This is a genomic window from Enterobacter cloacae complex sp. ESBL7, from assembly GCF_041679625.1.
Taxonomy (GTDB): Bacteria; Pseudomonadota; Gammaproteobacteria; order Enterobacterales; family Enterobacteriaceae; genus Enterobacter; species Enterobacter asburiae_B.
Genome location: NZ_JBGORN010000001.1, coordinates 1286183 through 1311404, shown reverse-complemented (window position 1 = coordinate 1311404; position 25222 = coordinate 1286183). Strand labels below are relative to the sequence as shown.

At 59.1% G+C, this 25222-nt stretch carries 22 protein-coding genes and 1 pseudogene; 13 read left to right on the top strand and 10 right to left on the bottom strand.

What is annotated here, in order from left to right; translation table 11 throughout:
- Positions 1 to 83: 83 nt before the first annotated feature.
- A complete protein-coding gene (locus tag ACERY3_RS06555) occupies positions 84 to 1109 on the bottom strand; it encodes an LLM class flavin-dependent oxidoreductase (protein ID WP_032657621.1) in 1026 nt (341 codons plus the stop codon).
- A gap of 178 nt (positions 1110 to 1287) precedes the next feature.
- Between ACERY3_RS06555 and yajD the strand changes: the two genes are divergently transcribed.
- Positions 1288 to 1635, top strand: a complete 348-nt coding sequence (gene yajD, locus ACERY3_RS06550; protein ID WP_003857471.1) for an HNH nuclease YajD — start codon at positions 1288 to 1290, stop codon at positions 1633 to 1635.
- Positions 1636 to 1663: 28 nt separating this feature from the next.
- Here yajD and ACERY3_RS06545 read toward each other — a convergent pair whose 3' ends face one another.
- On the bottom strand, positions 1664 to 2449 hold the full coding sequence (locus ACERY3_RS06545) for a MipA/OmpV family protein (RefSeq protein ID WP_373225306.1): 786 nt from the start codon (positions 2447 to 2449) through the stop codon (positions 1664 to 1666).
- 124 nt (positions 2450 to 2573) lie between these two features.
- Between ACERY3_RS06545 and ACERY3_RS06540 the strand changes: the two genes are divergently transcribed.
- The 4 genes from ACERY3_RS06540 (at position 2574) to ACERY3_RS06525 (ending at position 8763) form a co-directional block, all read left to right on the top strand.
- Positions 2574 to 3269 carry a response regulator gene (locus ACERY3_RS06540; protein WP_029739347.1) on the top strand — a complete coding sequence of 232 codons (696 nt, stop codon included), beginning with the start codon at positions 2574 to 2576 and terminating at the stop codon, positions 3267 to 3269.
- Positions 3266 to 4462, top strand: coding sequence for a sensor histidine kinase (locus ACERY3_RS06535; protein WP_373225305.1), 1197 nt, complete (start codon positions 3266 to 3268; stop codon positions 4460 to 4462). The genes ACERY3_RS06540 and ACERY3_RS06535 overlap by 4 nt, the downstream gene beginning before the upstream one ends.
- 78 nt (positions 4463 to 4540) lie before the next feature.
- Positions 4541 to 5689 (top strand): efflux RND transporter periplasmic adaptor subunit, encoded by a 1149-nt coding sequence (locus ACERY3_RS06530; protein WP_373225303.1) that lies wholly within the window; start codon positions 4541 to 4543, stop codon positions 5687 to 5689.
- Positions 5686 to 8763, top strand: coding sequence for an efflux RND transporter permease subunit (locus ACERY3_RS06525; RefSeq protein ID WP_373225302.1), 3078 nt, complete (start codon positions 5686 to 5688; stop codon positions 8761 to 8763). Before ACERY3_RS06530 ends, ACERY3_RS06525 begins: the two co-directional genes overlap by 4 nt.
- Positions 8764 to 8785: 22 nt before the next feature.
- Here ACERY3_RS06525 and ACERY3_RS06520 read toward each other — a convergent pair whose 3' ends face one another.
- Complete coding sequence (locus ACERY3_RS06520) at positions 8786 to 9553, bottom strand: arylamine N-acetyltransferase (protein ID WP_373225301.1); 768 nt, start codon at positions 9551 to 9553, stop codon at positions 8786 to 8788.
- A 96-nt stretch (positions 9554 to 9649) separates the two neighbouring features.
- Between ACERY3_RS06520 and ACERY3_RS06515 the strand changes: the two genes are divergently transcribed.
- Positions 9650 to 11104 carry a PLP-dependent aminotransferase family protein gene (locus ACERY3_RS06515; RefSeq protein ID WP_373225300.1) on the top strand — a complete coding sequence of 485 codons (1455 nt, stop codon included), beginning with the start codon at positions 9650 to 9652 and terminating at the stop codon, positions 11102 to 11104.
- Here the strand turns inward: ACERY3_RS06515 and ACERY3_RS06510 are convergent.
- Complete coding sequence (locus ACERY3_RS06510) at positions 11076 to 11960, bottom strand: LysR family transcriptional regulator (RefSeq protein WP_373225299.1); 885 nt, start codon at positions 11958 to 11960, stop codon at positions 11076 to 11078. The genes ACERY3_RS06515 and ACERY3_RS06510 overlap by 29 nt on opposite strands.
- A 135-nt stretch (positions 11961 to 12095) precedes the next feature.
- Here ACERY3_RS06510 and ACERY3_RS06505 point away from each other — a divergent pair, with 135 nt between their 5' ends.
- Positions 12096 to 13076, top strand: a complete 981-nt coding sequence (locus ACERY3_RS06505; RefSeq protein WP_039262705.1) for a nitronate monooxygenase family protein — start codon at positions 12096 to 12098, stop codon at positions 13074 to 13076.
- 41 nt (positions 13077 to 13117) lie between these two features.
- Here ACERY3_RS06505 and ACERY3_RS06500 read toward each other — a convergent pair whose 3' ends face one another.
- Positions 13118 to 14173, bottom strand: a complete 1056-nt coding sequence (locus tag ACERY3_RS06500) for an SDR family oxidoreductase (protein WP_373225298.1) — start codon at positions 14171 to 14173, stop codon at positions 13118 to 13120.
- Positions 14174 to 14270: 97 nt separating this feature from the next.
- On the opposite strand from ACERY3_RS06500, the pseudogene ACERY3_RS06495 reads away from it, so the two are divergent.
- Positions 14271 to 15158: pseudogene (locus ACERY3_RS06495) on the top strand (LysR family transcriptional regulator).
- Positions 15159 to 15240: 82 nt separating this feature from the next.
- A complete protein-coding gene (locus tag ACERY3_RS06490) occupies positions 15241 to 15510 on the top strand; it encodes a hypothetical protein (RefSeq protein ID WP_373225297.1) in 270 nt (89 codons plus the stop codon).
- A 12-nt stretch (positions 15511 to 15522) separates the two neighbouring features.
- Here the strand turns inward: ACERY3_RS06490 and umuC are convergent, their stop codons facing one another.
- Positions 15523 to 16785, bottom strand: a complete 1263-nt coding sequence (gene umuC / locus ACERY3_RS06485; RefSeq protein ID WP_373225296.1) for a translesion error-prone DNA polymerase V subunit UmuC — start codon at positions 16783 to 16785, stop codon at positions 15523 to 15525.
- Complete coding sequence (gene umuD, locus ACERY3_RS06480; protein WP_029740280.1) at positions 16769 to 17203, bottom strand: translesion error-prone DNA polymerase V autoproteolytic subunit; 435 nt, start codon at positions 17201 to 17203, stop codon at positions 16769 to 16771. The genes umuC and umuD overlap by 17 nt, the downstream gene beginning before the upstream one ends.
- A 287-nt stretch (positions 17204 to 17490) precedes the next feature.
- Between umuD and ACERY3_RS06475 the strand changes: the two genes are divergently transcribed.
- Entirely contained in the window at positions 17491 to 17691 is a 201-nt protein-coding gene (locus ACERY3_RS06475; RefSeq protein WP_023311485.1) for a hypothetical protein, read from the top strand.
- A 45-nt stretch (positions 17692 to 17736) separates the two neighbouring features.
- Here the strand turns inward: ACERY3_RS06475 and ACERY3_RS06470 are convergent, their stop codons facing one another.
- A complete protein-coding gene (locus ACERY3_RS06470) occupies positions 17737 to 18603 on the bottom strand; it encodes an aldo/keto reductase family oxidoreductase (RefSeq protein ID WP_048976938.1) in 867 nt (288 codons plus the stop codon).
- A gap of 144 nt (positions 18604 to 18747) precedes the next feature.
- On the opposite strand from ACERY3_RS06470, the gene ACERY3_RS06465 reads away from it, so the two are divergent.
- Entirely contained in the window at positions 18748 to 20409 is a 1662-nt protein-coding gene (locus tag ACERY3_RS06465) for a methyl-accepting chemotaxis protein (protein WP_373225295.1), read from the top strand.
- A gap of 27 nt (positions 20410 to 20436) precedes the next feature.
- Here the strand turns inward: ACERY3_RS06465 and smrA are convergent, their stop codons facing one another.
- Together smrA and ACERY3_RS06455 are read right to left on the bottom strand one after the other, a co-directional pair.
- Complete coding sequence (gene smrA / locus ACERY3_RS06460) at positions 20437 to 21000, bottom strand: DNA endonuclease SmrA (protein WP_373225294.1); 564 nt, start codon at positions 20998 to 21000, stop codon at positions 20437 to 20439.
- A 355-nt stretch (positions 21001 to 21355) separates the two neighbouring features.
- The gene (locus ACERY3_RS06455; protein ID WP_373225293.1) at positions 21356 to 22267 is read right to left on the bottom strand and encodes a LysR family transcriptional regulator; all 912 of its coding nucleotides are present in this window, start codon (positions 22265 to 22267) and stop codon (positions 21356 to 21358) included.
- Positions 22268 to 22442: 175 nt separating this feature from the next.
- Between ACERY3_RS06455 and ACERY3_RS06450 the strand changes: the two genes are divergently transcribed.
- Positions 22443 to 23753: a M20 family metallo-hydrolase gene (locus ACERY3_RS06450; RefSeq protein WP_240608409.1), complete on the top strand. Its 1311-nt coding sequence runs from the start codon at positions 22443 to 22445 to the stop codon at positions 23751 to 23753.
- Complete coding sequence (locus ACERY3_RS06445; RefSeq protein WP_058840738.1) at positions 23753 to 25198, top strand: M20 family metallopeptidase; 1446 nt, start codon at positions 23753 to 23755, stop codon at positions 25196 to 25198. Before ACERY3_RS06450 ends, ACERY3_RS06445 begins: the two co-directional genes overlap by 1 nt.
- Positions 25199 to 25222: the final 24 nt, after the last annotated feature.

The following is a 25222-nucleotide window of genomic DNA, read 5'->3' as shown; positions in this document are numbered from 1 at the left end:
CGTATTGCCCCTCCTGTCTTCGCGATAAGCGCCCGGATAGTTACAGATTGAGAATCACGCCACGCGCTATCCTTGCGTGCCAACTACTCGCGCCAGCCCATTGCCGGTGCGACGTGTTTGAGAATGGATTCAATTACGTGCGCATTGTAATCCACACCGAGCTGGTTCGGCACGGTCAGTAATAACGTATCGGCTTCGGCAATCGCGTCGTCCTTTTTCAGCTGTTCAATCAGCTTGTCCGGCTCCGCCGCATAGCTGCGCCCGAAGATCGCGCGCGTTTTCTCATCAAGGTAGCCCACGCTATCGCTGTCGTTGCGGCTGGCACCGAAATACATCCGGTCGCGGTCGTCCATTAGCGCAAAAATGCTGCGGCTGACCGACACCCGCGGCTGGCGCGTATGCCCTGCCTCTTTCCAGGCCTGACGGTACGCGCGGATCTGTTTTGCCTGCTGAATATGGAACGGCTCGCCGGTTTCATCGTCCTTCAGGGTTGAACTTTGCAGGTTCATTCCCAGCTTTGCGGCCCATACGGCCGTCGCATTCGAACCGGCGCCCCACCAGATACGCTCGCGCAGCCCTTCAGAATACGGCTCCAGGCGCAGCAGCCCCGGCGGATTCGGGAACATAGGCTGCGGATTGGGTTTGGCAAACCCTTCACCGCGAAGCACCTCAAGCAGCACCTCGGTATGACGGCGCGCCATATCCGATTCGTCTTCCCCTTCCTGCGGGACATAGCCGAAATGACGCCAGCCATCAATGACCTGCTCCGGCGAACCGCGGCTGATGCCAAGCTGCAAACGACCGCCGGAAATCAGATCCGCCGCGCCCGCATCCTCGGCCATGTACATCGGATTTTCATAGCGCATATCAATCACGCCGGTACCGATTTCGATGGTTTTCGTTTTTGCGCCTATTGCCGCCAGCAGAGGGAACGGCGAGCTAAGCTGTCGGGCGAAATGGTGCACGCGGAAATAGGCGCCGTCTGCCCCCAGCTCTTCAGCCGCCACGGCTAAATCAATGGACTGCAGCAGCGTGTCTGCCGCCGAGCGCGTGCCGGACTGCGGTGAAGGCGTCCAGTGACCAAAGGATAAAAACCCGATCTTTTTCATAACCCTGTGTCCTGATAATGCGTTGCGTTCTGTCCACTTTACTCATTACCCGGTAAGAATAAATGCCGTTTATTTAACTGAAAGCATCAAATAAATTGACAGAATAGCGTGGTTCGTCATTCCGCCTCATAATGGGATATAATATCCCCCACTTTTTTCATGGCAGGTAAAACCGGCAATGGCTCTGATCCCCAAAAACTACGCGCGGCTGGAAAGCGGCTATCGCGAGAAAGCATTAAAAATCTATCCCTGGGTCTGCGGACGCTGCTCGCGGGAGTTCGTCTATTCCAATCTGCGTGAACTGACGGTTCACCATATCGATCACGACCATACCAACAACCCGGAAGATGGCAGCAACTGGGAGCTGTTGTGCCTGTTTTGCCACGACCACGAACATTCGAAATACACCGAAGCGGATCAGTACGGCACCACCGTGGTCGCCGGGGAAGACGCGCAAAAAGACGTGGGCGTCGCCACGTTTAACCCGTTTGCCGATTTAAAAGCGATGATGGATAAGAAGAAATAATCCTCTCGTCCCCTCGTGCTTCTCGAATTTAAAATGTCCAGGTGATAGCGGCGGTTGCAGACCCTTCATTACGCCGCATCACGATCGGGCTGTTATTCGCACGATCGCCAAGCCAGGTATAGTCCGCGCTCAGCACCGTTCCCCAGTGGGCATCGAACTGATGGCTCCAGGTCAGGCTGGTGTCGACGCCATAGAATCCACCCGGCGCAGCATAGCGGCGATAGCCGGTGCGGCGGCTCTGCTGCTCGCTAACCCCATACCAGGTATTCAGATAACGGCTGTCGCCAAACAGGGCCGCAGACTGAAAGGCGACCGTGTCCTGATTATTTTGTACCGGGATCAGCGTCACGGAGGCCTGATAGCTTGCCCCCTGGCTGTCCGTTAACGGCAGCGTCGCTTTGCCTTCCATACTCAGCCATGGCGCGGCCTGCCAGCCCACGGCAAGGCCGGTATTCAGGGTGGCATCAATGTCCCCCATCCCTTTCAGATTGTTTGCGCCCTCACGCCAGCCAGAATTTTTCTCAGCCCTTCCGAAGTCGTAGCCCAGCGTGTGTTCGAAATACCAGCCGCTGTCGTTTTGCAGGTCATATCCCACCCCTTTTTGCGCATCAATAAAGAAAGCGCCTTTACGACCCTGCAGCACCGGAACCACCTGCCACACCTGCTTGTCTGAGCCTGAGTAACGCGGGGCATACTGCCCCCCAAGCCCGACGGTGAGGGAATCGGACGCGGTGCCATCATCCGCCTGCGCGCCGGAAGCCACGGCCATCAGAAGCGGGACGGACATATACAGGACTTTTTTTATCGCTATCATACTGCTCTCCATACGGACGCTGGCGCCTCCTGATACGGGGGCGGCCACACAACGTTGGCGCAGTATGATTTGGCTGAATCAATGAATCGTCGGGATAGTGTTAAGAAATGGTCAAGGTGAACGGATGTTGTCCAGAAGAGTGCTGATTATTGAAGATGACGCCGATGCGGCCGGCGTGCTCGAAGCCTATTTACGGCGGGAAAATTACGACGTGACCATTACCGGAGACGGTCATTCCGGACTGGATATGGCGCAGCGGTGGAAGCCCGACCTCATCCTGTTGGACGTGATGCTTCCGGGGCTTAACGGCACCGAGGTGCTGGCTGGCCTGCGTCGTAAAAGCGATGTGCCGGTGATCATGGTCACGGCCATGGGGGATACCCCTGACCGCATTGGCGCCCTGCGATACGGTGCCGATGATTACGTTGTGAAGCCTTATCATCCGGGCGAAGTGGTGGCTCGGGTGCAGGCGGTGCTGCGGCGCAGCAGTAAAAAAGAGACGGACGAAGCAATCCTTCGCTGGCAAACGCTCGAGGTGGACGTTGCCGCCATTGTGGCGAGCGTGGATAACGGCGGCGACGCGCCCGTGATGCTCGATCTTACGCCAACGGAATTCTCGCTTCTGGCAACGCTGCTGCGTTCTCCGGCGCACCCGTTCTCCCGCCAGTATTTACTGGAGCACTGTTTGCCGGAAAGCGAGGCGCTGGAGCGCGTGGTGGACACCCATATTTATAACCTGCGTAAAAAACTCGAAGCGGCGGGGATCTCAGGCGTACTGATCAACGTTCGCGGCGTGGGTTACAGGTTCAGACAGCCATGATTAAAAATCAGCACTCCTCTCTGTGGCGCTGGATTTGCGCGCGCATCCTGGCGCTGGCTATCGGCAGCGTGATCGTCATTGCCACCTGCATGTGGCTGCGCTATGCGGTACAGAACTACTGGATAATGGGCAAAATGCCAGCGGCGGTCCGCCAGGAGTTTCTGACGCTCAGCCAGAACCCGCAGGCTAATCCGGCCCGCTTCCACTCGATTGTGGACACCTGGTGGGGCCTGAGCTATTCCACGCCGTCTATCGCCTCAGCCGACTGGGCCACGGTGGCCCTGCTGGTGCTGGTGATGATCCCGTTTATCGTGGTGATGGGGCTCAAACACGCCCGGCCGCTGGCGCTGCAGTTCAGCCGCCTTCGCGATGCGGCAAAGGATGTCGCCGACGGGCAGTTTGGCCGCCAGGCGGAACTTATCAAGGATGCGCCGGCGGAAATGGTCAGCTTTGCGACCGACTTTAACTCCATGACGGGGCAACTCGCCCGCTATGAAAAAGAGCTCCGCGCCTCGCACGTTGCGATGGCGCACGAGCTGCGCTCGCCCCTGACGGCCGCCATTGGGCGTCTGCAGGGCATGTTAGACGGCGTGTTTGACGCCAGCCCGGCGCAGCTCGGCATGGTGATGAAACAGCTCCAGCACCTCAACCGCCTCACCGATGAGCTTCACCTTCTCTCGCTCGCCGACGCGGGTAACCTCGTGCTGGAGGACCAGCCGTTTTGTCTGGATGAGCTGATTCAGGAGCGGGCTGCCTGGATCATGCCCCAGGCTGACGCGCATCATTTCCGGATAACGCTTCGCAACCCGCGCACCAGCCCCTTCAGAGGCGATGCGTTCCGTCTTGGACAGGTCGTTACCATCCTCATGGAAAATGCGCTACGTTACGGACGCGAGGGCGGCCACCTTGAGGTGGCGCTGCACTACGCCAGCGGGCACTACACCCTCGAATTTACCGATGACGGGCCGGGCGTGTCGCCCCAGTTCTTACCGGAAATGTTTAAACGCTTTAGCCGCGAGGAGCAGTCCCGCGCGCGGCATTCCGGCGGCAGCGGCCTCGGTTTGTCCATCGCCCGGGCGATTTGCGAGGCGCATGGGGGTGAAATTAGCGCGTCATTGCCGGAAACCGGCGGCCTCGCCGTGCGCATTTTGTTGCCCTGGCACCCGTCCGGTAATGAAAATATCCACTCTTGATAAAGCCTTGACAGAACGTCGAATCTTTCTCGACGTAGCGCGCATTTAATAACGCCATTCCCTTTATGGAGCGGCGTTATGTCAGACGAATTTTTTCTCTCCCTCCGCCACTGCCTGCATCATTTGTACGGCGTGGCGCGCACCCTTTCCTGGCTGCATTTTCTTCCCCTGGCCCTGCTTGCGCTGGCGATTTTTCCGCTGACCGGCTGCGGTGATAAACACGAAAATAAGCCCGATCCTGCGCGAGCGGTACGCTACGTCGTCGTTGGCACCGCCCAAACCCTTCCCGCGCTGGAAAGAACCGGTGAGATCCATGCCCGCGATGAAACGACCCTGAGCTTTCGGACCGGGGGCCGGATACTGACGCGCAGCGTTGATATTGGCGACCGGGTCACTGCCGGACAGCTGCTGGCCACGCTTGACAACACGACCGGGCAAAACCAGCTAGACGGCGCGGCGGCCGACTATGAAGGTGCCAAAGCCTCGGCGCAGGTCGCCGCGCTTAACGTCAGTCGAATGCAAAAGCTCATGCCAACGGGCGCGATAGCCCGCACGCAGCTCGACAGCGCCCGTGCGGACTGGCTTGTCGCCCGCGCGCGCTTAAAAAGCAGCGAGGCCGCATGGCGAAATGCCCGCGAAAGCCTCGGCTGGACGCGCCTGATCGCGCCGCAGGCGGGCGTCATCACCGCCGTGAACGCTTCTGCCGGACAGGTTGTCAGCGACGGTCAGTCCGTGCTGACGCTGGCAACGGGTGAAGCCCGCGACGTGGCGTTTGATATTGCCACTCCGGATGCGATCCCGCCTCTGGATAAGGCGGTTTTGCAGGTTTCACTCCTCAGCGACCCGTCGGTACAGGCGTCTGCCGCGCTGCGGGACATCACCCCGCAGGCCGATCCTCAGACCCGCACCTGGCGCGTCAGAGCCACCCTGCAAAACCCGCCGGCGGCCATGGCGCTGGGCGCCAGCGTTACCGTCACGTTGCCATCGTCTGCCCCGCGCGGCTACACCCTTCCCGCCTCGGCGCTGACCCGCATCGGCGACAAACCGGCCGTTTTTGTGATTACACCGCAGTCGCGGGCGCAGCTGCGCGCGGTGGTGCCCGCGAGCTATACGGCCTCCTCCGTCATTATTGCCTCCGGCCTTGAGCCGGGCGACAGGGTGATTACGGCGGGCGTGAGCACATTACGATCCGGCGAGCCGGTGGTTGCCGGAGAGGTTCAGCCATGAACACAGGACCGGAAGCTAAATTTAACCTCTCCGCCTGGGCGCTGAAGAACCAGCAGATGGTCAGCTTTTTCATGCTGCTGGTGATTGCGATGGGCGTGTTCTGCTATGAGAAGCTGCCGCGTAACGAAGATCCGGCTTTCACCATTAAAACGGCCGTCGTCTCCGCGCAGTGGCCGGGAGCCTCCGTGGCTGATACCACCCGTCTGCTGACCGATACGCTTGAAAAAAAGCTGCAGGAAACGCCCTGGCTGGACTATCTCGAAAGTGAAACCCGGGCCGGACGTACCGTTATCCACGTCAACCTCCGTGACGATACGCCCCCGCAACGCGTGCCGGATATCTGGTATCAGGTTCGCAAAAAAATGCAGGACATCGCGCCGTCCCTGCCCGAAGGGGTGCAGGGCCCTGCCGTGGACGACGAGTTTGACGACACGTTCGGCACAATTTACGCCTTTATTCCCGAAGGTTTCACCCTGCGGGAAGTGCGGGATCGCGCAGAGACAATCCGGCGCGAGCTGATGTCCCTGCCGGATATAGGCAAAATCACCCTGCTGGGTGAACAGCAGGAGCAGTGGGTTCTCGCCTTTTCTCCCGCGCGCCTGGCCGGGATGGGGCTCGATATTCAGGAGGTTGCGGACGCCCTCCGGTCGCAAAACGCCGTTGTCCCGGCAGGAACGATGCGTACCGAAAAAGAGAACATGGCGATCAAGGTCAGCGGGGCGCTCACGACCGAAGAGAGCTTACGCGCCGTCACGCTGCACGTGAACAATCGCTATATTCCGCTGACCGACATTGCCACCGTCACCCGGGAAATCGCCGAGCCACCGGCCCCGGCCTATCGGGTGAACGGCAAGCCGGCTATCGGGCTGGCGGTGTCGATGGCGCCAACGGGCAACATGCTGCGTTTCGGCGCTGCGCTGAATGCCAGAATGGCGGCCCTCAGCGCCGGGCTGCCGCACGGTATCGAGATGGTGAAAGTTGCCGATCAGTCAGCGGTGGTCAGTGACGCGGTAAGCGGATTTATCCGGGTGCTTATCGAAGCCGTTGTTATCGTGCTGGCGGTTTCATTTGTCTCGCTGGGGTTACGGGCCGGACTGGTGGTGGCGACGGCCATTCCGCTGGTGCTCGCCATGACGTTTGCCGGCATGATGCTCGCAGGTATTGGCCTTCAGCGTATCTCGCTCGGGGCGCTGATCATTGCCCTGGGCCTGCTGGTGGATGACGCCATGATCGCCGTCGAAACGATGGTCTCCCGGCTGGAAGCGGGGGATTCCCGTCGGCACGCGGCCACCCATGCATTCAAAACGACGGCCTTCCCGATGCTCACCGGTACTCTGGTGATGATTGCCGGCTTTATTCCCGTTGGCTTTGCGGCCTCCAGCGCCGGTGAATACTGTTTTTCCCTGTTTGCGGTGGTGCTCATTGCCCTGCTCTGCTCCTGGGCCGTCGCGATCCTGTTTTCGCCGCTGACGGGCACGTGGCTGCTGCCGGAAAAAGTCAGACATCACGCGGCGGGACCCGGCAGGATCGCGCGCGGGTACGGACGCCTTTTACGCCTGGCGCTGCGTCACCGAGTCGCTACCGTGCTGCTCGCCCTTTCCGCGCTGGGGCTGTCAGCGTACGGCACGACGTTTATGCAGGGCGAGTTTTTCCCCGCCTCGGATCGGCCAGAGCTGCTGGTCAGCCTGACGCTTCCGGCCAACGCGTCGCAGCCGGAAACGCTAAGAGAGGTGGAAAAGCTGGAAAAGGCGCTGGCAGGCAACGGCAACATCGATCGCTATTCGACGTACGTCGGGTCGGGAGCCATCCGTTTTTACCTGCCGATGGACGTGCTGCTGGAAAATGAAAATATCGCCCAGATGGTCGTGGTGGCTAAAGATCTTGAAGCGCGGGATCGTCTGCATGCTCAGCTGAACAGGATCCTGGCGACGCAGTTTAGCGACATCATCACGCGCGTGTCGCCCCTTGAGCTGGGGCCGCCCGTCGGCTGGCCCATCAAATACCGGGTGAGCGGGCCTGACTATCTGCAGGTTCGGGCGTTGGCGAACCGTCTCACGGACGCGATTGGCCGGTCTCCGTTCTCACGCGACGTTAACCAGACGGCCGGAGAGCCGGAGAGGGTCATCACCCTTAAGGTGAATCAGACGGCGGCCAGAGCGGCGGGAGTATCGTCAGAAAGCCTCGCCCGCACGCTGAACACCGTCTGGTCCGGCAGCGTTGTTACCTCCATCAGGGATAACGACCGCCTTGTCGACGTGGTGCTGCGGGCCACCGACGATGCGCGTCACAGCACCGCCACCCTCTCCTCGCTCACGATTCAGGGGAATGAGGGTAAAAAAATTCCGCTCAGCGCCGTCGCGACGCCGGTCTGGGGCGTGGACGATCCGGTCGTCTGGCGTCGGCAGCGCGTGCCCTTTATCACAGTGCAAACGGATCTTGCCCCGGGGCTGAAGGCTGAAGCGGTATCCGCGGCGCTGCGTCCGGCGGTCGACAAGCTGCGCGCGAGCCTGCCCGCAGGTTACAGCATTGAAGAAGGCGGCGCGGTTGCCGAATCGGACAAGGGGAACAGCTCCGTCTTTACCGTTCTTCCGGTAACGCTGGTCATCATGCTGTTGCTGCTGATGCTTCAGCTGCGGCGTTATTCCCGGATGCTGCTGGCCCTCCTGATGGCCCCGTTTGGCTTGCCGGGGATCGTGCTGGCTATGCTGCCCGGCGGCACGCCGATGGGGTTTGTCGCGCTGCTGGGCGTCATCGCTCTGGCGGGGATGATCGTGCGCAACGCAGTGATACTGATTAGCGAGGTTGACAGCAATCTTGCTCAGGGGATGGCAAACGATGCCGCCATTATGGCGGCCGCGGAGCACCGGGCCAGACCCATCTGCCTGACCGCCTGCGCCGCCATCCTGGGCATGATCCCGATCTCTCATCAGGTCTTCTGGGGGCCAATGGCCTATGCGATTATCGGCGGGCTGCTGGTCGCGACGCTGGTGACGCTGACCGTGTTACCCGCGTCGTTTAGCCTGCTGTTACAGTGGGGAGCTCAGCGCAACGCCGCAGAAGACGGACTGCGCTGAGGCCCCCTCGTTCCCCGACAGATTACGCGGCGGTCAGCGCAAAACGATCCTTCAGGACATGGCGGATTTCCTCCTCCGCCAGCTGCCGCGTTTCAGTGCCGTTCGCCGTGATGGTTTTCAGCATATCGCCCAGTAAAATCTGGCGTCCTTCCGGGCTGTGCTGCACCACCACGCGCTTCTGCACAAAGATGGCATCCGGGTGCGTGGAGTTAAGGTAGTTGGCCGGAACGAAGTCAATCCATTCCTGAGGGGTGAGATCAAAGCCGTACTGCCGGGCCCACTCTCCCTCAACCTTCGCCTCAAGCAGATACTCACCCTCCGCGCTGCGGCTCAGTCGGAACGTATCGAAATCCTGCGTGATATCCACATCAAGCGTATCCAGCGCCATCGGCGCACGAATGCCGTAGCTGCCGAAACCGAGGTCGCAAAGCCACTGTCGGCTATCTACCTCAGCGACGATCGCCATGTGGGTTTTCGGCCGCCGCGCGGGGTAGAACATCGGGCGCGCCGCCACGAAGCGGTAAGGGATCCCTAACGCCGCCAGCGCCATGGCAAAAAGCCCGTTTACCTCATAGCAGTAGCCGCCGCGCCCCTGCGTTAACACCTTATCGGCGATATCGTCTGGCGCCAGCGAGACAACTTTGCCCGCCTGCACGTCCAGATTCTCAAAGGGGACTGAAAAGAGCTGATGGCGCATCAGCGCATGCAGGGTGGCCGTATCGGCAGCCGCCGGTCCGGTGTAGTTTATGCGGTTGAAATAGGTGGAAATGTTGAAGTTATCGCTGTGCATAATGCCTCCTTGTCCTGAACATGCCGGACACTATAGATGGCGCGCATCATTGGCTGTATAGTCAGTTTTATCGAAAATTAGCCTGAACAGTTACCCATGTCTGCCCCGTCCCAGTCCTCTCCTCACTATCGCCGTATTGCGGATATGCTGCGTCTTACCATTACGTCCGGCGCGCTGCGCGCCGGTGACAGGATGATCTCCGCGCGCAAACTGGCCGAACGCGAGCGCGTTAGCCTTCCGACGGCGCTGGAGGCCCTTCGCTGCCTTGAGGCTGAAGGGCTGATCGTTGCGCGCCCGCGTTCAGGCTATTACATCCGCCAGACCAGCCAGCCTGCGCGCGCGGAGCCCGTGCGCTCCACGCCGGGCCCGGTCCCCGTCACCCTGTCCGCCGTGGCCCGGTCGCTGTTCAGCAGTGCAGAAGCCCGGCTGATCCCGCTGGGCGCCGCCCTGCCCGATCCCGCGTGGCTGCCGGGAGATGCCCTGCAGCGGGCGTTGCACTCTGCGGGCCGTCGTCTGGACGCGCATGGACAGAGCTACAGCCTGCCTCCGGGAAGGCGGGATTTGCGAAGCAAGATTGCCGCGCGCTCTGCCCAGTGGGGAGCCCGGTTCGGCGCGGACGATCTCATTATTACCGCAGGCGCGACGCAGGCGCTGCGCCTGGCCCTTCGGGCCGTGTGCCAGCCGGGTGATGTCGTGGCGATTGAGCAGCCAGCCTACTTTGGCACGCTCCTGCTGCTGGAGGATTTAGGCCTGAAGGCTTTAGCGATCCCCACCGACCCTGTGGAAGGCCTGCTGCTGGAACCGCTCGCGGACGCCATTCGCCGCCACCGTCCTGTTGCCGTTCTGGCCTCGCCCACGGTACAAAATCCTTTGGGTGCCAGCATGCCCGTCCCGCGCAAGCAGGAACTGGTTGCCCTGCTTGAAGAGGCTGAAATTCCTTTAATTGAGGACGATGTTTACGGTGACCTGGTCGGCGAGGGGCAACGCCCTCCGGCCTGCAAGGCGTTCGACCAGAGCGGGAATGTGATTTACTGCAGCTCCCTGTCTAAAACGCTTGCACCCGGATGGCGAATCGGCTGGATCGCCGCCGGACGCTACTCCCCGCAGGTCTTACAGGCCCGCATGGCCGGAGAATGGGCTGGCGCCCCGCTGCTGGAAGCGGCGACGAGCGACGTTCTGGCGAGCGGCGTCTACGATCGCCATCTGCGGCGGCTGAAGCGTCGGATCGCAGAGGGCGTTCGCGCCGTCGTGGCGCAGGTCAAGGCGAGCTTTCCGCCCGGTACGCGCGTTAACGTGCCCGCTGCCGGTTTCCTGCTGTGGGTTGAACTGCCTCAGCGGGTCAACGCGCTGGAGGTGCACCGTCGCGCGCTGGCGCTGGGCATTGGCGTCAGCCCTGGCCCCCTGTTTTCACCTGCCGCAGAGTTAACGCACTTTCTGCGGCTGAACTGCGCAAACGAACCCACGCCCCGCCTGCTGAACGCCGTGGAACAGATTGGCGCGCTGTGTCACGAGCTGGCCGCTTTCACACCAGACTCTCCAGCCACTCGGTAAAGACCCGCACCTTGCGGGAGAGGTGGCGGTGTGGATAGAGCAGTGACAGCTTGCGGTCCGGCGAGCGATAGTCCGGCAGGACTTCAACCATAAGACCGCGGTCAATGTAAGGCTGGAGAAAGAGATTCATCCCCTGCATTAACCCCAGCCCGGCAAGGCCTGCCGCGATGTAGGCCTCGGAGTTATCCACGACAAGCTTACCGGGCAGGGTAATCTCCGCGATGCCTTCTGGCGTGGTAAACGTCCACGGATGAATTTGTCTGCTGCGGTTATTAATCCAGTTGATGGCCTGATGCTTGCGTAAATCATCCGGCGTTTCTGGCATACCGTGTTTTGCCAGCCAGGCCGGGCTGGCACAGGTCGTGATTTTGATGTTCCCGATTTTACGCGCGATGTAGTCACCGTCCTCCAGCTCTCCCACGCGCAGCACGCAGTCCAGGCCATCCCGCAGCATATCCCGACGGCGGTCAGAGCTGCTCAGAATGATGTCGATCTCAGGATGCTGACGATAAAAATCAGGCAGATTGGGTATCACCCGCAGCGTGGCAAAAGAGACCGGCATATCCACACGCAGCTGGCCGCGTATTGCCCGGTCCGTACCAAACGACTCCAGCAATTCGTCCGCCTGCGCCAGCAGGGGTTTACTCCGGCGATAAAACGCTTCCCCATCCGGGGTCAGGCTAATCTGACGCGTTGTGCGCTGCAGTAGGCGCGTGCCGCTGTGCTGCTCCAGAAGCTGTAACGCTTTGGTGACTGCCGGACGATGGATCTGCAGATTCTCCGCCGCCTGGCTAAGACTGCCTGACTCGACAATTTCAATAAAAATTCGAAGAGCTTCAAAGAGGTTTATTTGCATAAGGGACGTTTTTGTCGCGAGCAGAATAATATTATTGTTATTAATTTTATAACAGTGATGAATCTTTTTGGCTATTTTTCCTAACAATCCTCCGCCCTACACTCTTCCCCATTCAAACGTGAGGGAGAGTCTGCTATGAAAAATAACCGTATTTGTCAGATCCTGGGCATCGAAAAACCTGTTATTCAGGGGCCGTTATCCTGGCTCACCGATGCCCGCTTGGTCGCAGCGGTCAGCAATGCCGGAGGGCTCGGCGTGCTGGGGCCCAATGCCGGTTTAACCGCCGACACCGCGGTCTCCACGCCGGAAGAAACCGCCGAAAAAATGCGCGAAGAAATTCGTAAAACCAAACGGCTGACCGAGAAACCCTTTGGCGTGAACCTGATCCCCACGGCCGTTAATGACGTCTGGACTGGGCCTATTCTTCAGGTGGTGAAAGACGAAGGCGTCAGGGCCGTGGTGTATACGGGCTACGGGGAAGGCAGCATTATTCCCTCCCTGTTCAGCGAGTTAAAAGAGGCGGGTATCGCCATTATCTACCGCGACATCAACCCAACGCCTGAGAACACCCGCCTCGCAGAAGAAATGGGGGCTGACATTATCGTCGCCACCGGTTTTGATGAGGGCGGGACGTTACCCGCAACGGTGCTTGGCACCTTTTCCATCGTGCCGCTGATTGCCGATGCCGTGAAGCACATTCCGGTGATGGCCGCGGGCGGCATTACCGACAATCGCACCGCCAGAGCGGCCCATGCATTGGGTGCGGAAGGCGTTTTTGCCGGGTCGGTCTTTATCAGCACGGAAGAAAGCCGCGTGCCGCAGGGGGTCAAAGAGAAAATCGTTGCCGCCAACGGTCTCGATTTGCTGCTTTTCCGCACCGTGCCCCATTATTACCGCGCTCTTCCCGGCAAGCTGGCGGAAAAACTGGCGGCGATGGATAAAGCTGGCGCAAGCAACGACGCGCTGGGCAAGGCGATGGGAGGATTACGGGGCCTGCGCCTGGGCATGCTGGAAGATAATACCGATGAAGGCTACATCGCGCTCGGCACGGGGATTGGGAACATCCGCAGCGTGAAAAGCGTGGCCGAAGTTGTGAATGCGTTAACGGTTGAGTAAGCACCCGGCGTCCTGGCCTGCCCCAGGACGCCCAGGGTTCATCAGGGAATAATCCGCGCGGCTCTCAGCTGCGCGAACAGGCTGAAAAACATCTCATCGGTCGCCTGCATTTGCGTAAAGCCCGCCCTGCGCAGCTTGCTCCCGTCACCAAACATGTCGTAATTCCAGCCAAAGACAAAATCGGCAAAATGGCCGTCGCTCAGCTGCAAAATATCCGCTTCTACCAGCCCTTCCCCGGCAAGCTCGCGCCATACGCCGCGATAGTCGTTAAACAGCTGATGAAATGACAGCCTCACCGGCGGCGCAGGGTCCAGTTCAAACCAGCGTGCGATGCGCGGCCACAGCTCGCTCCAGCGCCAGATATCGCCATTGTTCACGTTGAACGCCTGATTCTGTGCCGCAGGTGACGCGGCGGCCCACAGCGTTGCCTCGGCCAGCAGCCCGGCGTCGGTATGGTCAACGATGCTGTGCCAGGCCTGTTCCGAACCGGGAAAACGCAGCGGTAAACCCTGCGCCCTGCACAGGGAGGCGTACAGGGCGATGCTCAGCGCAAGGTTCATGGCATTGCCCGGTACCGGGCTCCCCACCACGCCCGGCCTGATGGCATTCCAGTGCCAGCGTTTCCCCCGCTGAAACTGGCTGAGCCACGCAAGCTGCGCGGCGTTAAATTCGGCACCCGGCACGCCGGGATCGCTTTCCCGCGCCGGGGTTTTAAACGGCCCCAGATGCGCACCATAGACTTTGTACCCCTGCATCAGGCTTACCGTCTGCAAAGGCGCCGTTTTTTCGAGGGTGCTGACCAGATTACGCAGCATGGTGACGTTCGGCTCAACCATGTCCGTCCAGTTCGCCGCATTCGCCCAGGCGCTGTAAAAGATGTGGGTGACACCGTTCAGGGCGTGCAGCGCCCGCGCGGTGTCCTGCGCATCCAGTAAATCGACGTTCACCATGGGAATGCCGTCCGGGTGGGTTACCTCGCGGCGACTGAGGCCAATCACCTCCCACTGATGGTGCAGGAGCGTATTGACCAGCTGTCTGCCGACAATGCCGCTGGCGCCCGCGACCAGGGCGACGTTGTGTTGCTGCATCTTATTCATGGTGTTTCTCCGGAAAGGGTGACAGACGCAGTGTGATCTATTATTTTTTCTGGAGATATCCCCTGAAACCGATGGCACTTATAAGCAGAATCATTAAATGAATAATAAGCTCACCGCCATTTCTACCTTTCTACGCGTCGCTGAAGCGGGCTCGTTTTCGGCGGCCGCCCGTCAGACCGGCATTAAGCAGTCCGCCGTCAGTCAATAGATCGCGGCGCTTGAGGATGAGCTTGGCGTGGTGCTGCTGCACCGTACGACGCGTACGATGAAGCTGACCGAACAGGGTGAACGTTACCGGCGTGATATGCAGCTTGTGCTGGACGCCATGGGTGAAGCGGAAAGGCGTTTACATCCTGCCGACCATCGCGTTCAGGGACGCGTCCATGTCCAGCTACCGAGCGGCCTGGGGCAGATCGTTTTGCCGCATCTGCTGGCGCTGCAGCGCCTGCATCCCGAACTGCAGCTGATGATTTCCCTGGATGACCGCCTTGCCGATCTGGTGACGGAGGGCGTGGATGTCGCGATACGGCTGGGCAGTGAGCCTCCGCAAGCGCACGCGGCTCGCGTGCTGGCGCGTATTGAAGCCGCGCTGTTCGCCGCTCCCGGTTTTCAGGCGGTACACGCCGTCAGCGAGCTGGCGACGCTGCCACACGTACGGTTCAGCGGTATTCCGCTGGATGCCCCTCTGCGCCTGATTTCTGACGAGGAAACGGTCGAGGTCAACGTGAATACCGTTTTCCGTGCCAACACCAGCGACGCGCTGCTGCAGGCGCTGGAGTCAGGCATCGGAATCGGCGGCCTGCAGCGACCGCTCGTGGCCGGGGCGCTGCAGGCGGGCACGCTGGTACCGGTGCTGCCCGACTGGCGGTTACCCGATCGCTTCCTCTATGCCGTCTATCCCGACGCCCGCTTTATTCCGCAGCGCGTCAGAAAGGTCGTCAGCGTGATCGAACAGTTACTGCCTGAAATACTCAAGAAAAACTGATTGTTCCCCCATAAATCACGTGCATTTTTTAACCGCCAGGAATAGAGTGTTTTTACCGTATCCTCCTCTTTCTGGAGCACTTATGCCGGATTACTGTTTTTTCCAAAAAGGCCCGAACCTCATTGCGATCGAAAGCGCAAACACCGATGCGGCCGCTCAGCTCATCGCTCAGGGGTTTGAAAAACAGTTTGAGGAGATCGGCGCCGCGGATGAAAAAGAGGCGCTTACCCGCCTTGCCGATATCCGTAAAAATAACGAGATCGATCGCCATAACTTCCTGGCCGGAGCGGGCGAAATGCCGCTGATCGGCGTGCTGACGGCTGCGGCAACCTGGTTGACGCAAAAGAAATAACGCAACGATCGTCTACCTCGCCACCGGCAAATCGGCGTACCGCGTCGTATAGGCCGGTGACAGCATCTCACGCTTCATCGCCCAGGATTTCTCAATCCCCTGCCCGGCAAACCATATCTTCCCTTTGCCGGAATGATTCAGGCTGTCCATCATCTCCATCAGCGCCGCGCTGTTGGCGCGCAGGCGATTATCGTCAAACAAATTCAGCTGGGCGACGCCGCTGCTGAAAAAGTCCGCCAGCATGACCCCGGCTTTCATATAGCGATAGCCGTCGAGCCATATACGCCCCAGCGCCTCCGTGGCGGCGCGGATGATATCCCGTGAGTCATTGGTGGGCGTCATCAGGGTGACGGAAGCCTGATTGCCGTAATAAATTTCGTTATCCGCGTGCGGGCTGGTGCGCACAAATACGCTGATAAAACGACAGTATTGATGCTCGCCGCGCAGTTTTTCCGCAGCGCGTTCCGCGTAGGCGCAAATGGCCTGGTGCATCTCCTCGTACTGCGTAATACGGTGTCCAAACGAACGGCTACAGATGATTTGCTGCTTGGTGGGGGTGAACTCCTCCAGATCAAGACAGGGCTCACCGCGCAGCTCGCGGGCCGTCCGCTCCAGTACCACGTTGAAATGTTTGCGGATGACCCAGGATGACGCTTCCGCCAGCTCCAGCGCCGTGGTGATGCCCATAGCGTTGAGCTTTTTCGTGATGCGCCGCCCTACGCCCCACACCTCCTCTACCGGAACCTTTGCCAGCAGCTTACGCTGCCGCTCGCGGCCTGAGAGATCGACCACGCCGCCCGTGCTGGCCCAGCGTTTCGCCGCATAGTTGGCCAGCTTCGCCAGCGTTTTGGTCGGGGCAATACCGACGCCAACGTTTAGGCCCGTATTTTTTAAGACCTCTGTGCGCATCTGGTGACCGAACGCTTCCAGCGACAGGCAGTGGCTGACCCCTGAAACGTTCACGAACGCCTCATCGATGGAGTAAATCTCTATTGCCGGGGCGAGATCGGTCAGCGTCTGCATGACCCGACTGCTGAGATCGGCATACAGCGCATAGTTCGAGCTAAAGACGTAAACTTTTGACGGGTATAGCTTTTCTTTGAATTTAAAATACGGCTCACCCATTTTTATGCCGAACTGCTTTGCCTCCCGCGACAGCGAAATAATGCAGCCGTCGTTATTGGAAACCACCACGATGGGTTTCCCCTGCAGATCGGGGCGGAAGACCCGCTCGCAGGAGGCGTAAAAGCTATTCACATCAACCAGCGCGAACATGTTTATGCGTTTTGAGCGTGTGGGTGACGACGCCGAAGATCTGCAGCTCCTCTTCGGACTGAAAGGTAATCGGCTGATAGCGGGCATTATGCGGCAGAAGTCTCAGAACCGGACGGGTCTGTAGCTCTTTCACCGTAAACTCACCGGCGACCGACGCCACGACGATATCCCCGTGTTCGGCATTTAACGAACGATCGACCACCAGCAGATCGCCATCGCCGATCCCCGCCCCAATCATGGAGTCTCCGCTCACCTTGATAAAATAGGTCGCACTGGGGTGTCTGACTGCCAGCCGGTTAAGATCGAGACGATCCTCCACATAATCCTGCGCCGGGCTGGGGAAACCACAGGCAACGCGTTCTAAAAACAAAGGTAATTCAATGTCTTGTTTTGGGTGATAAGAAAAGAGAGTGTCCATAATGCCTTTCTCGCCAGATACTGTATATAAATACAGTATTACGGATTATGGACAAGGATCAAGGTCATTTCCAAAGGCGAACCCAAACGCGTTGAAGTTTGAGCGGTTTTAATTTAGCAACGTTGCCCGCCGTTAACAGGCCTGACAGCACAAGTCATATAAAAGTCATCTGGTTTATGACTTATAAAAAATAACATCACTATGAAATAACTACACATTGACTTTTAAGTCAGATAAAAGCATATTTTACCGAACGAATTAACAAGACTTACTGGAGAATATTTTCCATGCCCGCCCGTGACTATCCAGACAAGCGTGTTGCACGCGGTCTGGCAAAGGAGGCCGATCTCAGGATGTTGAGCGCCCGCATCGATCCCGATCTGATGGAGTACATCAGAACCACCGCCTTTGAGACGCGTAAGAGCAAGCAGGAGATTGTGGCGGAAGCGTTAGCGCTTCACAGGCAGAAAAGTCAGACAGGAGCCTAAGCGCGCAAAGCCGGAAGCACCCTCCAGGCTTTGCGCGTGTCACTTTTAATCCCTCAGCGAATTCAGCGTTTCCAGTGCTTCAGGCGGCAAACGCAGCTCCCCCGCCGCGAGGTTTTGCCGCAGATGCGCCACGGAAGAGGTACCAGGGATCAGCAGAATATTCGGGGAACGCTGCAGCAGCCATGCCAGCGCAACCTGCATTGGCGTTGCGCCCAGTGAATCCGCGACGGCCTTCAGCCCGGAAGATTGCAGTGGCGTAAAGCCTCCCAATGGGAAGAACGGCACATACGCGATCCCCTGCTGCGCCAGCAGATCCACCAGCGCGTCGTCACCCCGGTTCACAATGTTGTACATGTTCTGCACGCACACCACCGGAACCATTTTCTGGGCTTCCGCAACCTGGGTGGCCGTGACGTTGCTCAGGCCAATATGACGCACCAGACCCTGCTGCTGTAATTCGGCCAGGGTGGAGAGCGGTTCAGCAATCGACCCTTCCGCCGGCCCGTGTGCGCTAAACATGATCCGCAGATTCACCACGTCCAGCACGTCCAGCTGCAGATTACGCAGGTTGTCATGCACCGCCTGAGTCAGTTCCTGCGCGGAAAAGGCCGGCAGCCAGGCACCTTTGTCGTTGCGACGGGCGCCAATCTTGGTGACGAGCGTCAGATCGTCCCGATAAGGGTGAAGCGCCTCGCGGATCAGCTGGTTAGTGACATGGGGACCATAAAAATCACTGGTATCAATGTGGTTCACCCCCGCCGCCACCGCTTCGCGCAGCACGTCCAGCGCGGCCTGCTTATCCTTCGGTGGACCAAAGACGCCCGGCCCGGCGAGCTGCATCGCACCGTAGCCCAGTCGTTTTACCGTCCGCGTCCCGAGCGCGTACGTCCCGCTTTTATCAATGCTGCTCATGTTAACCTTCCTCATAAAAATGATCCGGATTTACAACAGGTTCCTCACCGGAGCCCTTAGTTAAGCGCGAGTTAAATTAAAGTTTAAATTCTATACGACGATAGTATTGGTGTACCTCTGCATCCTTTCTAACGGACGACCGCTATGCTGAAAAATTTGCACGTGATTACCGGTATTATCTTTGCCCTCACCATATTCTGTCTGCTGCAAGTTGTCACGGGAGGGTTGTTCTACTCTGCCGTCAGCAACGATCGCCATAACTTCCAGAATTCCGGCGTGCTCAATGCCCAGCAGGAAAGCCTGAGCGACAGCGTGAACACGCTGGTGAAAACGCGCGTCACCGTCACCCGCGTGGCGATCCGCTACCTGAAAAACCAGCGCGACCCGGCTTCCCTTGCGGCGATCAATAAGCTGCTTGGCACCGCAGCCGACTCGCTGGCAAAAGCCGAAGCCTATAACAAAGAGTGGCAGAAGCTGCCGCAGGTTAACGGCCAGGAGGCGGCATTAACCGACGAGATGCAGAAGTCCTGGAACCAGATGCACGAAGTGATGCGCTTATCGATTGAGTATCTGCGTGCCGACAACTATCAGGCCTATGGCGATCTGGACGCCCAGCAGGCGCAGGACGAGATGGAAGCGGTCTATAACCGCTGGCGCGCCGAAAACAACACCCTGCTGCAGGCCGCAACCGAAGAGAACCAGAGCAGCTTCACGCAGATGCAGTGGACGCTGGCGGCTATTCTGCTGGCCGTTATCGCGGTTCTGGTGGTCATCTGGCAGGGTTTACAGCACCTGCTGTTAAAACCCCTCCACTCCATTATGAACCATATTCGCGCCATTGCAGGGGGCGACCTGACGCAGGAGATCGCTATCTCTGGTCGCAATGAGATGGGCCAGCTGGCCGCGGGCCTGCATGAGATGCAGCAGTCGCTGGTGACCACCGTCAGCGCCGTACGGGGAAGTACGGACTCCATCTACACCGGCGCAGGCGAAATTGCCGCAGGGAGCAACGATCTTTCCGCCCGCACCGAGCAGCAGGCCGCCTCGCTCGAAGAGACCGCCGCCAGCATGGAAGAGCTGACCGCGACGGTTAAGCAGAACTCCGATAACGCCCGTCAGGCCACGCTGCTGGCGAAAAACGCCTCTGAAACGGCCGCGCGCGGCGGTCACGTCGTGGACAACGTGGTTCGCACCATGAACGAAATCGCCGACAGTTCGCAGCAAATTGCGCATATTACCGGCGTGATCGACAGCATCGCGTTCCAGACCAACATTCTGGCGCTTAACGCAGCGGTGGAAGCTGCACGCGCCGGGGAACAGGGCCGTGGTTTTGCGGTTGTTGCAGGTGAAGTCCGTACGCTGGCGAGCCGCAGCGCGCAGGCGGCGAAAGAGATCAAAGGGCTTATCGAGAACTCCGTCAGCCAGGTGAATACCGGTTCTGAGCAGGTCAGCGAGGCTGGCACCACCATGAAGGAAATTGTCGCCGCAGTCACCCGCGTGACCGATATCATGGGTGAGATTTCATCAGCCTCTGACGAGCAGAGCCGCGGTATTGAGCAGGTGAGCCTGGCCGTTTCGCAGATGGACAGCGTGACGCAGCAAAACGCCGCGCTGGTACAGGAGTCCGCCACGGCGGCTGCGGCGCTGGAAGATCAGTCCGAGCAGCTGCGCCAGGCGGTAGCGGCGTTTCGTCTGAACGGCAAAGAAAAAGCGGTCGCCCCGCGCCCCGCCAGTCTGAAAACGCCACAGCTGCTGCGCCCGGCGACGACAACCGCCTCCACCGACAGCAACTGGGAAACGTTCTGAGTCACCGGCGGGCGAGGAGATCGCCCGCTAGCGGCTGCGCTTGGCGTGCCGCTCCCAGTTTTCCCGTTTTGCCTCATCTGATTTTCGCAGTGAAACATAACATGCCCCGCTGCCGCCGTGATGCGGCAGCGCCACGCAGAAGGCCTGCACTTCCTCGAACTCGGTTAACCAGCGCGCCAGATAGCTGCGCACCACGTTGGGATGCGAGTTCTGCTCGCGCCCTTTCCCGTGAATGATAATCAGATTGCGTAACCCGTCGCGTCTGGCCTGGCGAATAAAAGAATAGAGCATCTGACGGCAACGTTCGGCGGGCTGGCGCAGGAGGTTTAAGCTGGCCTGGCGGGCATATTTCCCCGAGCGCAGCTTATCAATAACGCCCTGCTGTACCCCTTCGCGCTGGAACGCCAGCGGTTCTTCCAGGGGAAGCATGTCAAGAAAATCCAGCGTCAGGAAGTTATCCAGCTGTTCGCTATCCACCTCCTCGCGCGTCCGCGTATTGCGGCTGGGCTGCCAGTGAATATCCGCGCAGCGCTTCAGGGGCTGGACATCTTCCATGGCGTCAAGAAAAAATGATTTGTCGTCAGGGTTCATGGACATCCTCCGGCTACATCTGAGGACTGTACTATACCTGCGCCAGAGACCGGCCTCAATCACCGTTACGGGGCAATGCGCGGCAATAATATTAACCTGATGAATATATATAGTAATTATTAAATAGATTTAAATCATACTTAACTAAAATTTCAGCAAAGGTAAAATACGTGATTTATGTTAAAATTTCGTGAAATCAATCACTCGCCCGCCTTTCATTTTTCAGAAAAGGTGTTATACCTAAATATACCTGCCTCATGGAAATAATACCCAGGATTGGCGAAAGGACGCACTGCTGTGTGTACTATAGGGTCTGTCTGATGTCGGGCAGATCCTGTTTTTTTTAATCTGCATTTCACGCGACGATTATTTTTCTCGCTTCCCTTCTGAACTGCGTAATTAATGACTCAGCAAGGGGAGTCTGACGTGAATCACGGCGCTGAATTAAATAATATGTTGCTTTAGGAAGCGATTCGACAACCGGCAGCATGACCAGACGGTGCGCCAGCAGCGGGTCACAGCCCAGCTCCTGCGGCAATATGCTTAAAAAATCACTTTGCGCGACCAGGCTAATACAGGAAGAAAATGTTTCGCAAACCACACCAATTCGCGGTATTTGCGAACGATGACTAAATACCTCCTCTAATTGCTTATAATAACTTCCCCGCGGCGTCGGCATTGTCCAGTTATAATTCAGGAGTTCATTAATTGACGTTGCCCCCATTGCCGGATGCCCCTCCCGACAAAATACCGCAAACGGTTTTTCGAAGAGCTTTTCAAACGTAAATTCCTGGTCGTAAGGCCCCTGATAATAGGTGTTGATGGTGAAGTCCAGCTCGCCCTGGCGTAATTCATTGATCATCGACACCAGCTGCCCTTCCATAATCCGCACCTTGACCTGCGGATGCTGCGCATGAAAGCGGGTGATAACGGCGGGCATCAGCGTGCGTGAAACGCTGGCCCCCATTCCGATGTTGATCTGCCCGGCCAGTTCCCCCTGCCGCTGACGGATGTCATCCTGCGCCGCGCGCAGCTCTTCCAGAATCAACCTGGCGCGCTGGTAAAAACCCTCACCGCATTCGGTCAACGCGACGCCTTTACTCCTGCGCACGAAAAGCTGCGCCGCCATGCCCTCCTCCAGCTCTTTGATGGATTTGGTCAGCGCCGGCTGGGAAAGATTCAGCGTCCTGCTGGCACCGCGAATGCTGCCCTGACGCGCAACCTCAACAAACGCCCGGATTTGATGAAATTTAATCTGGAATGTCATAGCCCGACCGATAACCGTTGTTTATCAGAGTAAAGAAACTGTCATCTACTTTAATGGAAAGGGATGTGCGAGGGTAATTCCTGAACGGTTAAAACTGTGGAAAATCGGTTAGTGATAAGTAAAAACTATCACAGCGTGAAGCAGTTCACATATTTTAATGATGACAGGAACAGATATGGACACACTGGCGCAGTACATCCAGACATTATCCCCGCAGCTGAGCGCATGGCGTCGCGATTTTCACCATTTTGCGGAATCCGGCTGGGTAGAGTTTCGAACGGCCGCGAAAGTCGCGGAAATCCTCGACTCGCTGGGTTACGAACTGGCGATGGGCCGCGACGTCGTCGATGCCGAAAGCCGGATGGGGCTGCCCGATGCCGCTACCCTGGCGCAGGAGTTTGCCCGCGCGCGGGCGCAGGGCGCGCCTGAGAAATGGCTGGCGCCGTTCGAAGGCGGGTTTACCGGCATTGTGGCGACCCTCAATACCGGGCGTCCTGGACCGACCCTGGCGTTTCGCGTCGACATGGATGCCCTTGACTTAAGCGAAGCGCTGGATGAAAGCCATCGCCCGTTCCGCGACGGGTTTGCCTCCTGCAACGCGGGCATGATGCACGCCTGCGCGCACGACGGCCACACCGCTATTGGTCTGGGGCTGGCGCAGGTGCTTAAGCAGAATGACGCGCAGCTCAACGGCACCATCAAGCTGATCTTCCAACCAGCCGAAGAAGGCACCCGCGGGGCGCGCGCCATGGTTGCCGCCGGGGCGCTGGATGACGTGGACTATTTCACGGCCATCCATATCGGTACCGGCGTGCCAGCCGGAACGGTGATTTGCGGCAGCGATAACTTTATGGCGACCACCAAGTTCGACGTGAACTTTACCGGCGTTGCCGCACACGCAGGCGGTAAGCCGGAGGACGGACGTAACGCCCTGCTCGCCGCCGCGCAGGCCGCCCTCGCCCTGCACAGCATCGCCCCGCACAGCGACGGCGCCTCCCGGGTGAACGTCGGGGTGATGCAGGCGGGCAGCGGACGCAACGTGGTGCCCGCCAATGCCCTGATAAAGGTTGAAACGCGCGGCGAAACCGAAGCCATTAATCAGTACGTCTTTGAACGCGCGCAGGCGGTCATTACCGGCGCAGCGGCGCTCTACGGCGTGCGCGCCGAGATGCGCCTGATGGGCGCCGCGACGTCCAGCGCGCCGACACCGGCGTGGGTGGATTACCTGCGCGAACAGGCGAGCCAGGTTTCCGGGGTTATTCACGCCATCGATAAGGTGAAAGCGCCAGCGGGTTCCGAAGACGCCACGCTGATGATGGCCCGCGTGCAGGAGAACGGCGGCATGGCGTCCTATATGGTGTTCGGCACGGATTTGAGCGCCGGACATCACAACGAAAAATTCGACTTCGATGAGCAGGTCATGGCGATTGCCATTGAAACGCTGGCGCGAACTGCACTCAATTTCCCGTGGACGCGAGGTGTGTAATGCAGGAGAACTACGCTTTTATTGCCGATGCGATCGACACGCGATGTCGGACGTTAACCGATATTGCCGACGCGATCTGGGATCGTCCTGAAACCCGCTTTGAAGAGTTCTGGTCCGCCGAACGGCTGGCCAGCGAGCTGGAGGCCGAGGGCTTCACGCTGACGCGCGAGGCCGGCGGTATTCCAAATGCCTTTATCGCCAGCTTCGGCAGCGGGAAACCGGTCATCGCCCTGCTGGGCGAATACGACGCGCTGGCCGGGCTAAGCCAGCAGGCGCACTGCGCGACGGCGCAATCCGCCACGCCGGGAGCCAACGGCCACGGCTGCGGGCATAACCTCTTAGGCACCGCAGCGCTTGCGGGCGCGTTGGCGGTGAAAAGCTGGCTGGAGCAGCACGGCGGCAGCGGAACGGTGCGTTTTTATGGCTGTCCCGGCGAGGAAGGTGGCTCCGGGAAAACCTTTATGGTGCGCGAAGGCCTGTTTGATGACGTTGATGCCGCCGTCACCTGGCACCCGGAAGCCTTCGCCGGGATGTTTAACGTCAGCACGCTGGCGAATATTCAGGCAGCCTGGCGTTTTCACGGCGTGGCGGCACACGCGGCCAACTCCCCCCATCTGGGACGCAGCGCGCTCGACGCCGTGACGCTGATGACCACCGGCACCAACTTCCTTAACGAACACATCATTGAGAAAGCGCGCGTCCATTACGCCATCACCGACACCGGCGGGATTTCGCCCAACGTGGTGCAGGCGCAGGCGGAGGTGCTGTACCTGATCCGCGCCCCGGAGATGGCCGATGCGCAGCAGATCTACGAACGCATCGAGAAAATCGCCCAGGGCGCAGCGATGATGACCGAAACCACCGTCGAGTGCCGCTTTGATAAAGCCTGCTCCAGCTACCTGCCGAACCGCACGCTTGAAGCGGCGATGTATCGCGCGTTGCAGCACTACGGCACGCCAGAATGGACCGCCGAAGAACGCGACTTTGCCCGCGAGATCCGCGCCACCCTGACGCCCAACGATCTGCAAAACAGCCTGAAAAATATTGCCGCAACGGGTGGTGACGCGGGTAAAGCCTTTGCCCGTCGTCATCAGGAGACGCTGCTGGTGGATGAAGTCGCGCCTTACGCCACCACCGACAACGTGCTGGCGGGTTCAACCGACGTGGGCGACGTCAGCTGGAAAATGCCGGTCGCCCAGTGCTTCAGCCCTTGCTTTACCGTCGGCACGCCGCTGCACACCTGGCAGCTGGTAGCGCAGGGGCGTACCTCCATTGCCCACAAAGGCATGCTGCTGGCCGGAAAAGTGATGGGGGCAACCGCGCTCAATCTGCTGCAGGACGCGGCGCTGCTGAAAAAATGCCGTGAAGAGTTCGAACAACAAATACAAGAAAAACCGTACGTGTGTCCGATCCCACAGGGCGTGACACCGTCACCTTTAAAATAAAAAAACACGACACAACAACACAAC

Excerpts from the sequence above, each read along its gene's own strand:
- smrA (WP_373225294.1), bottom strand. The coding sequence starts at position 21,000 with ATGAACCCTGACGACAAATCATTTTTTCTTGACGCCATGGAAGATGTC.
- ACERY3_RS06500 (WP_373225298.1), bottom strand. The coding sequence starts at position 14,173 with ATGAATAAGATGCAGCAACACAACGTCGCCCTGGTCGCGGGCGCCAGC.
- ACERY3_RS06475 (WP_023311485.1), top strand. The coding sequence starts at position 17,491 with ATGCCCGCCCGTGACTATCCAGACAAGCGTGTTGCACGCGGTCTGGCA.
- umuC (WP_373225296.1), bottom strand. The coding sequence starts at position 16,785 with ATGTTCGCGCTGGTTGATGTGAATAGCTTTTACGCCTCCTGCGAGCGG.
- ACERY3_RS06505 (WP_039262705.1), top strand. The coding sequence starts at position 12,096 with ATGAAAAATAACCGTATTTGTCAGATCCTGGGCATCGAAAAACCTGTT.
- ACERY3_RS06515 (WP_373225300.1), top strand. The coding sequence starts at position 9,650 with ATGTCTGCCCCGTCCCAGTCCTCTCCTCACTATCGCCGTATTGCGGAT.
- ACERY3_RS06465 (WP_373225295.1), top strand. The coding sequence starts at position 18,748 with ATGCTGAAAAATTTGCACGTGATTACCGGTATTATCTTTGCCCTCACC.
- ACERY3_RS06545 (WP_373225306.1), bottom strand. The coding sequence starts at position 2,449 with ATGATAGCGATAAAAAAAGTCCTGTATATGTCCGTCCCGCTTCTGATG.
- ACERY3_RS06470 (WP_048976938.1), bottom strand. The coding sequence starts at position 18,603 with ATGAGCAGCATTGATAAAAGCGGGACGTACGCGCTCGGGACGCGGACG.
- umuD (WP_029740280.1), bottom strand. The coding sequence starts at position 17,203 with ATGGACACTCTCTTTTCTTATCACCCAAAACAAGACATTGAATTACCT.
- ACERY3_RS06520 (WP_373225301.1), bottom strand. The coding sequence starts at position 9,553 with ATGCACAGCGATAACTTCAACATTTCCACCTATTTCAACCGCATAAAC.
- ACERY3_RS06540 (WP_029739347.1), top strand. The coding sequence starts at position 2,574 with ATGTTGTCCAGAAGAGTGCTGATTATTGAAGATGACGCCGATGCGGCC.
- ACERY3_RS06510 (WP_373225299.1), bottom strand. The coding sequence starts at position 11,960 with ATGCAAATAAACCTCTTTGAAGCTCTTCGAATTTTTATTGAAATTGTC.
- ACERY3_RS06445 (WP_058840738.1), top strand. The coding sequence starts at position 23,753 with ATGCAGGAGAACTACGCTTTTATTGCCGATGCGATCGACACGCGATGT.
- ACERY3_RS06450 (WP_240608409.1), top strand. The coding sequence starts at position 22,443 with ATGGACACACTGGCGCAGTACATCCAGACATTATCCCCGCAGCTGAGC.
- ACERY3_RS06455 (WP_373225293.1), bottom strand. The coding sequence starts at position 22,267 with ATGACATTCCAGATTAAATTTCATCAAATCCGGGCGTTTGTTGAGGTT.
- ACERY3_RS06490 (WP_373225297.1), top strand. The coding sequence starts at position 15,241 with ATGCCGGATTACTGTTTTTTCCAAAAAGGCCCGAACCTCATTGCGATC.
- ACERY3_RS06530 (WP_373225303.1), top strand. The coding sequence starts at position 4,541 with ATGTCAGACGAATTTTTTCTCTCCCTCCGCCACTGCCTGCATCATTTG.
- ACERY3_RS06555 (WP_032657621.1), bottom strand. The coding sequence starts at position 1,109 with ATGAAAAAGATCGGGTTTTTATCCTTTGGTCACTGGACGCCTTCACCG.
- ACERY3_RS06525 (WP_373225302.1), top strand. The coding sequence starts at position 5,686 with ATGAACACAGGACCGGAAGCTAAATTTAACCTCTCCGCCTGGGCGCTG.
- yajD (WP_003857471.1), top strand. The coding sequence starts at position 1,288 with ATGGCTCTGATCCCCAAAAACTACGCGCGGCTGGAAAGCGGCTATCGC.
- ACERY3_RS06535 (WP_373225305.1), top strand. The coding sequence starts at position 3,266 with ATGATTAAAAATCAGCACTCCTCTCTGTGGCGCTGGATTTGCGCGCGC.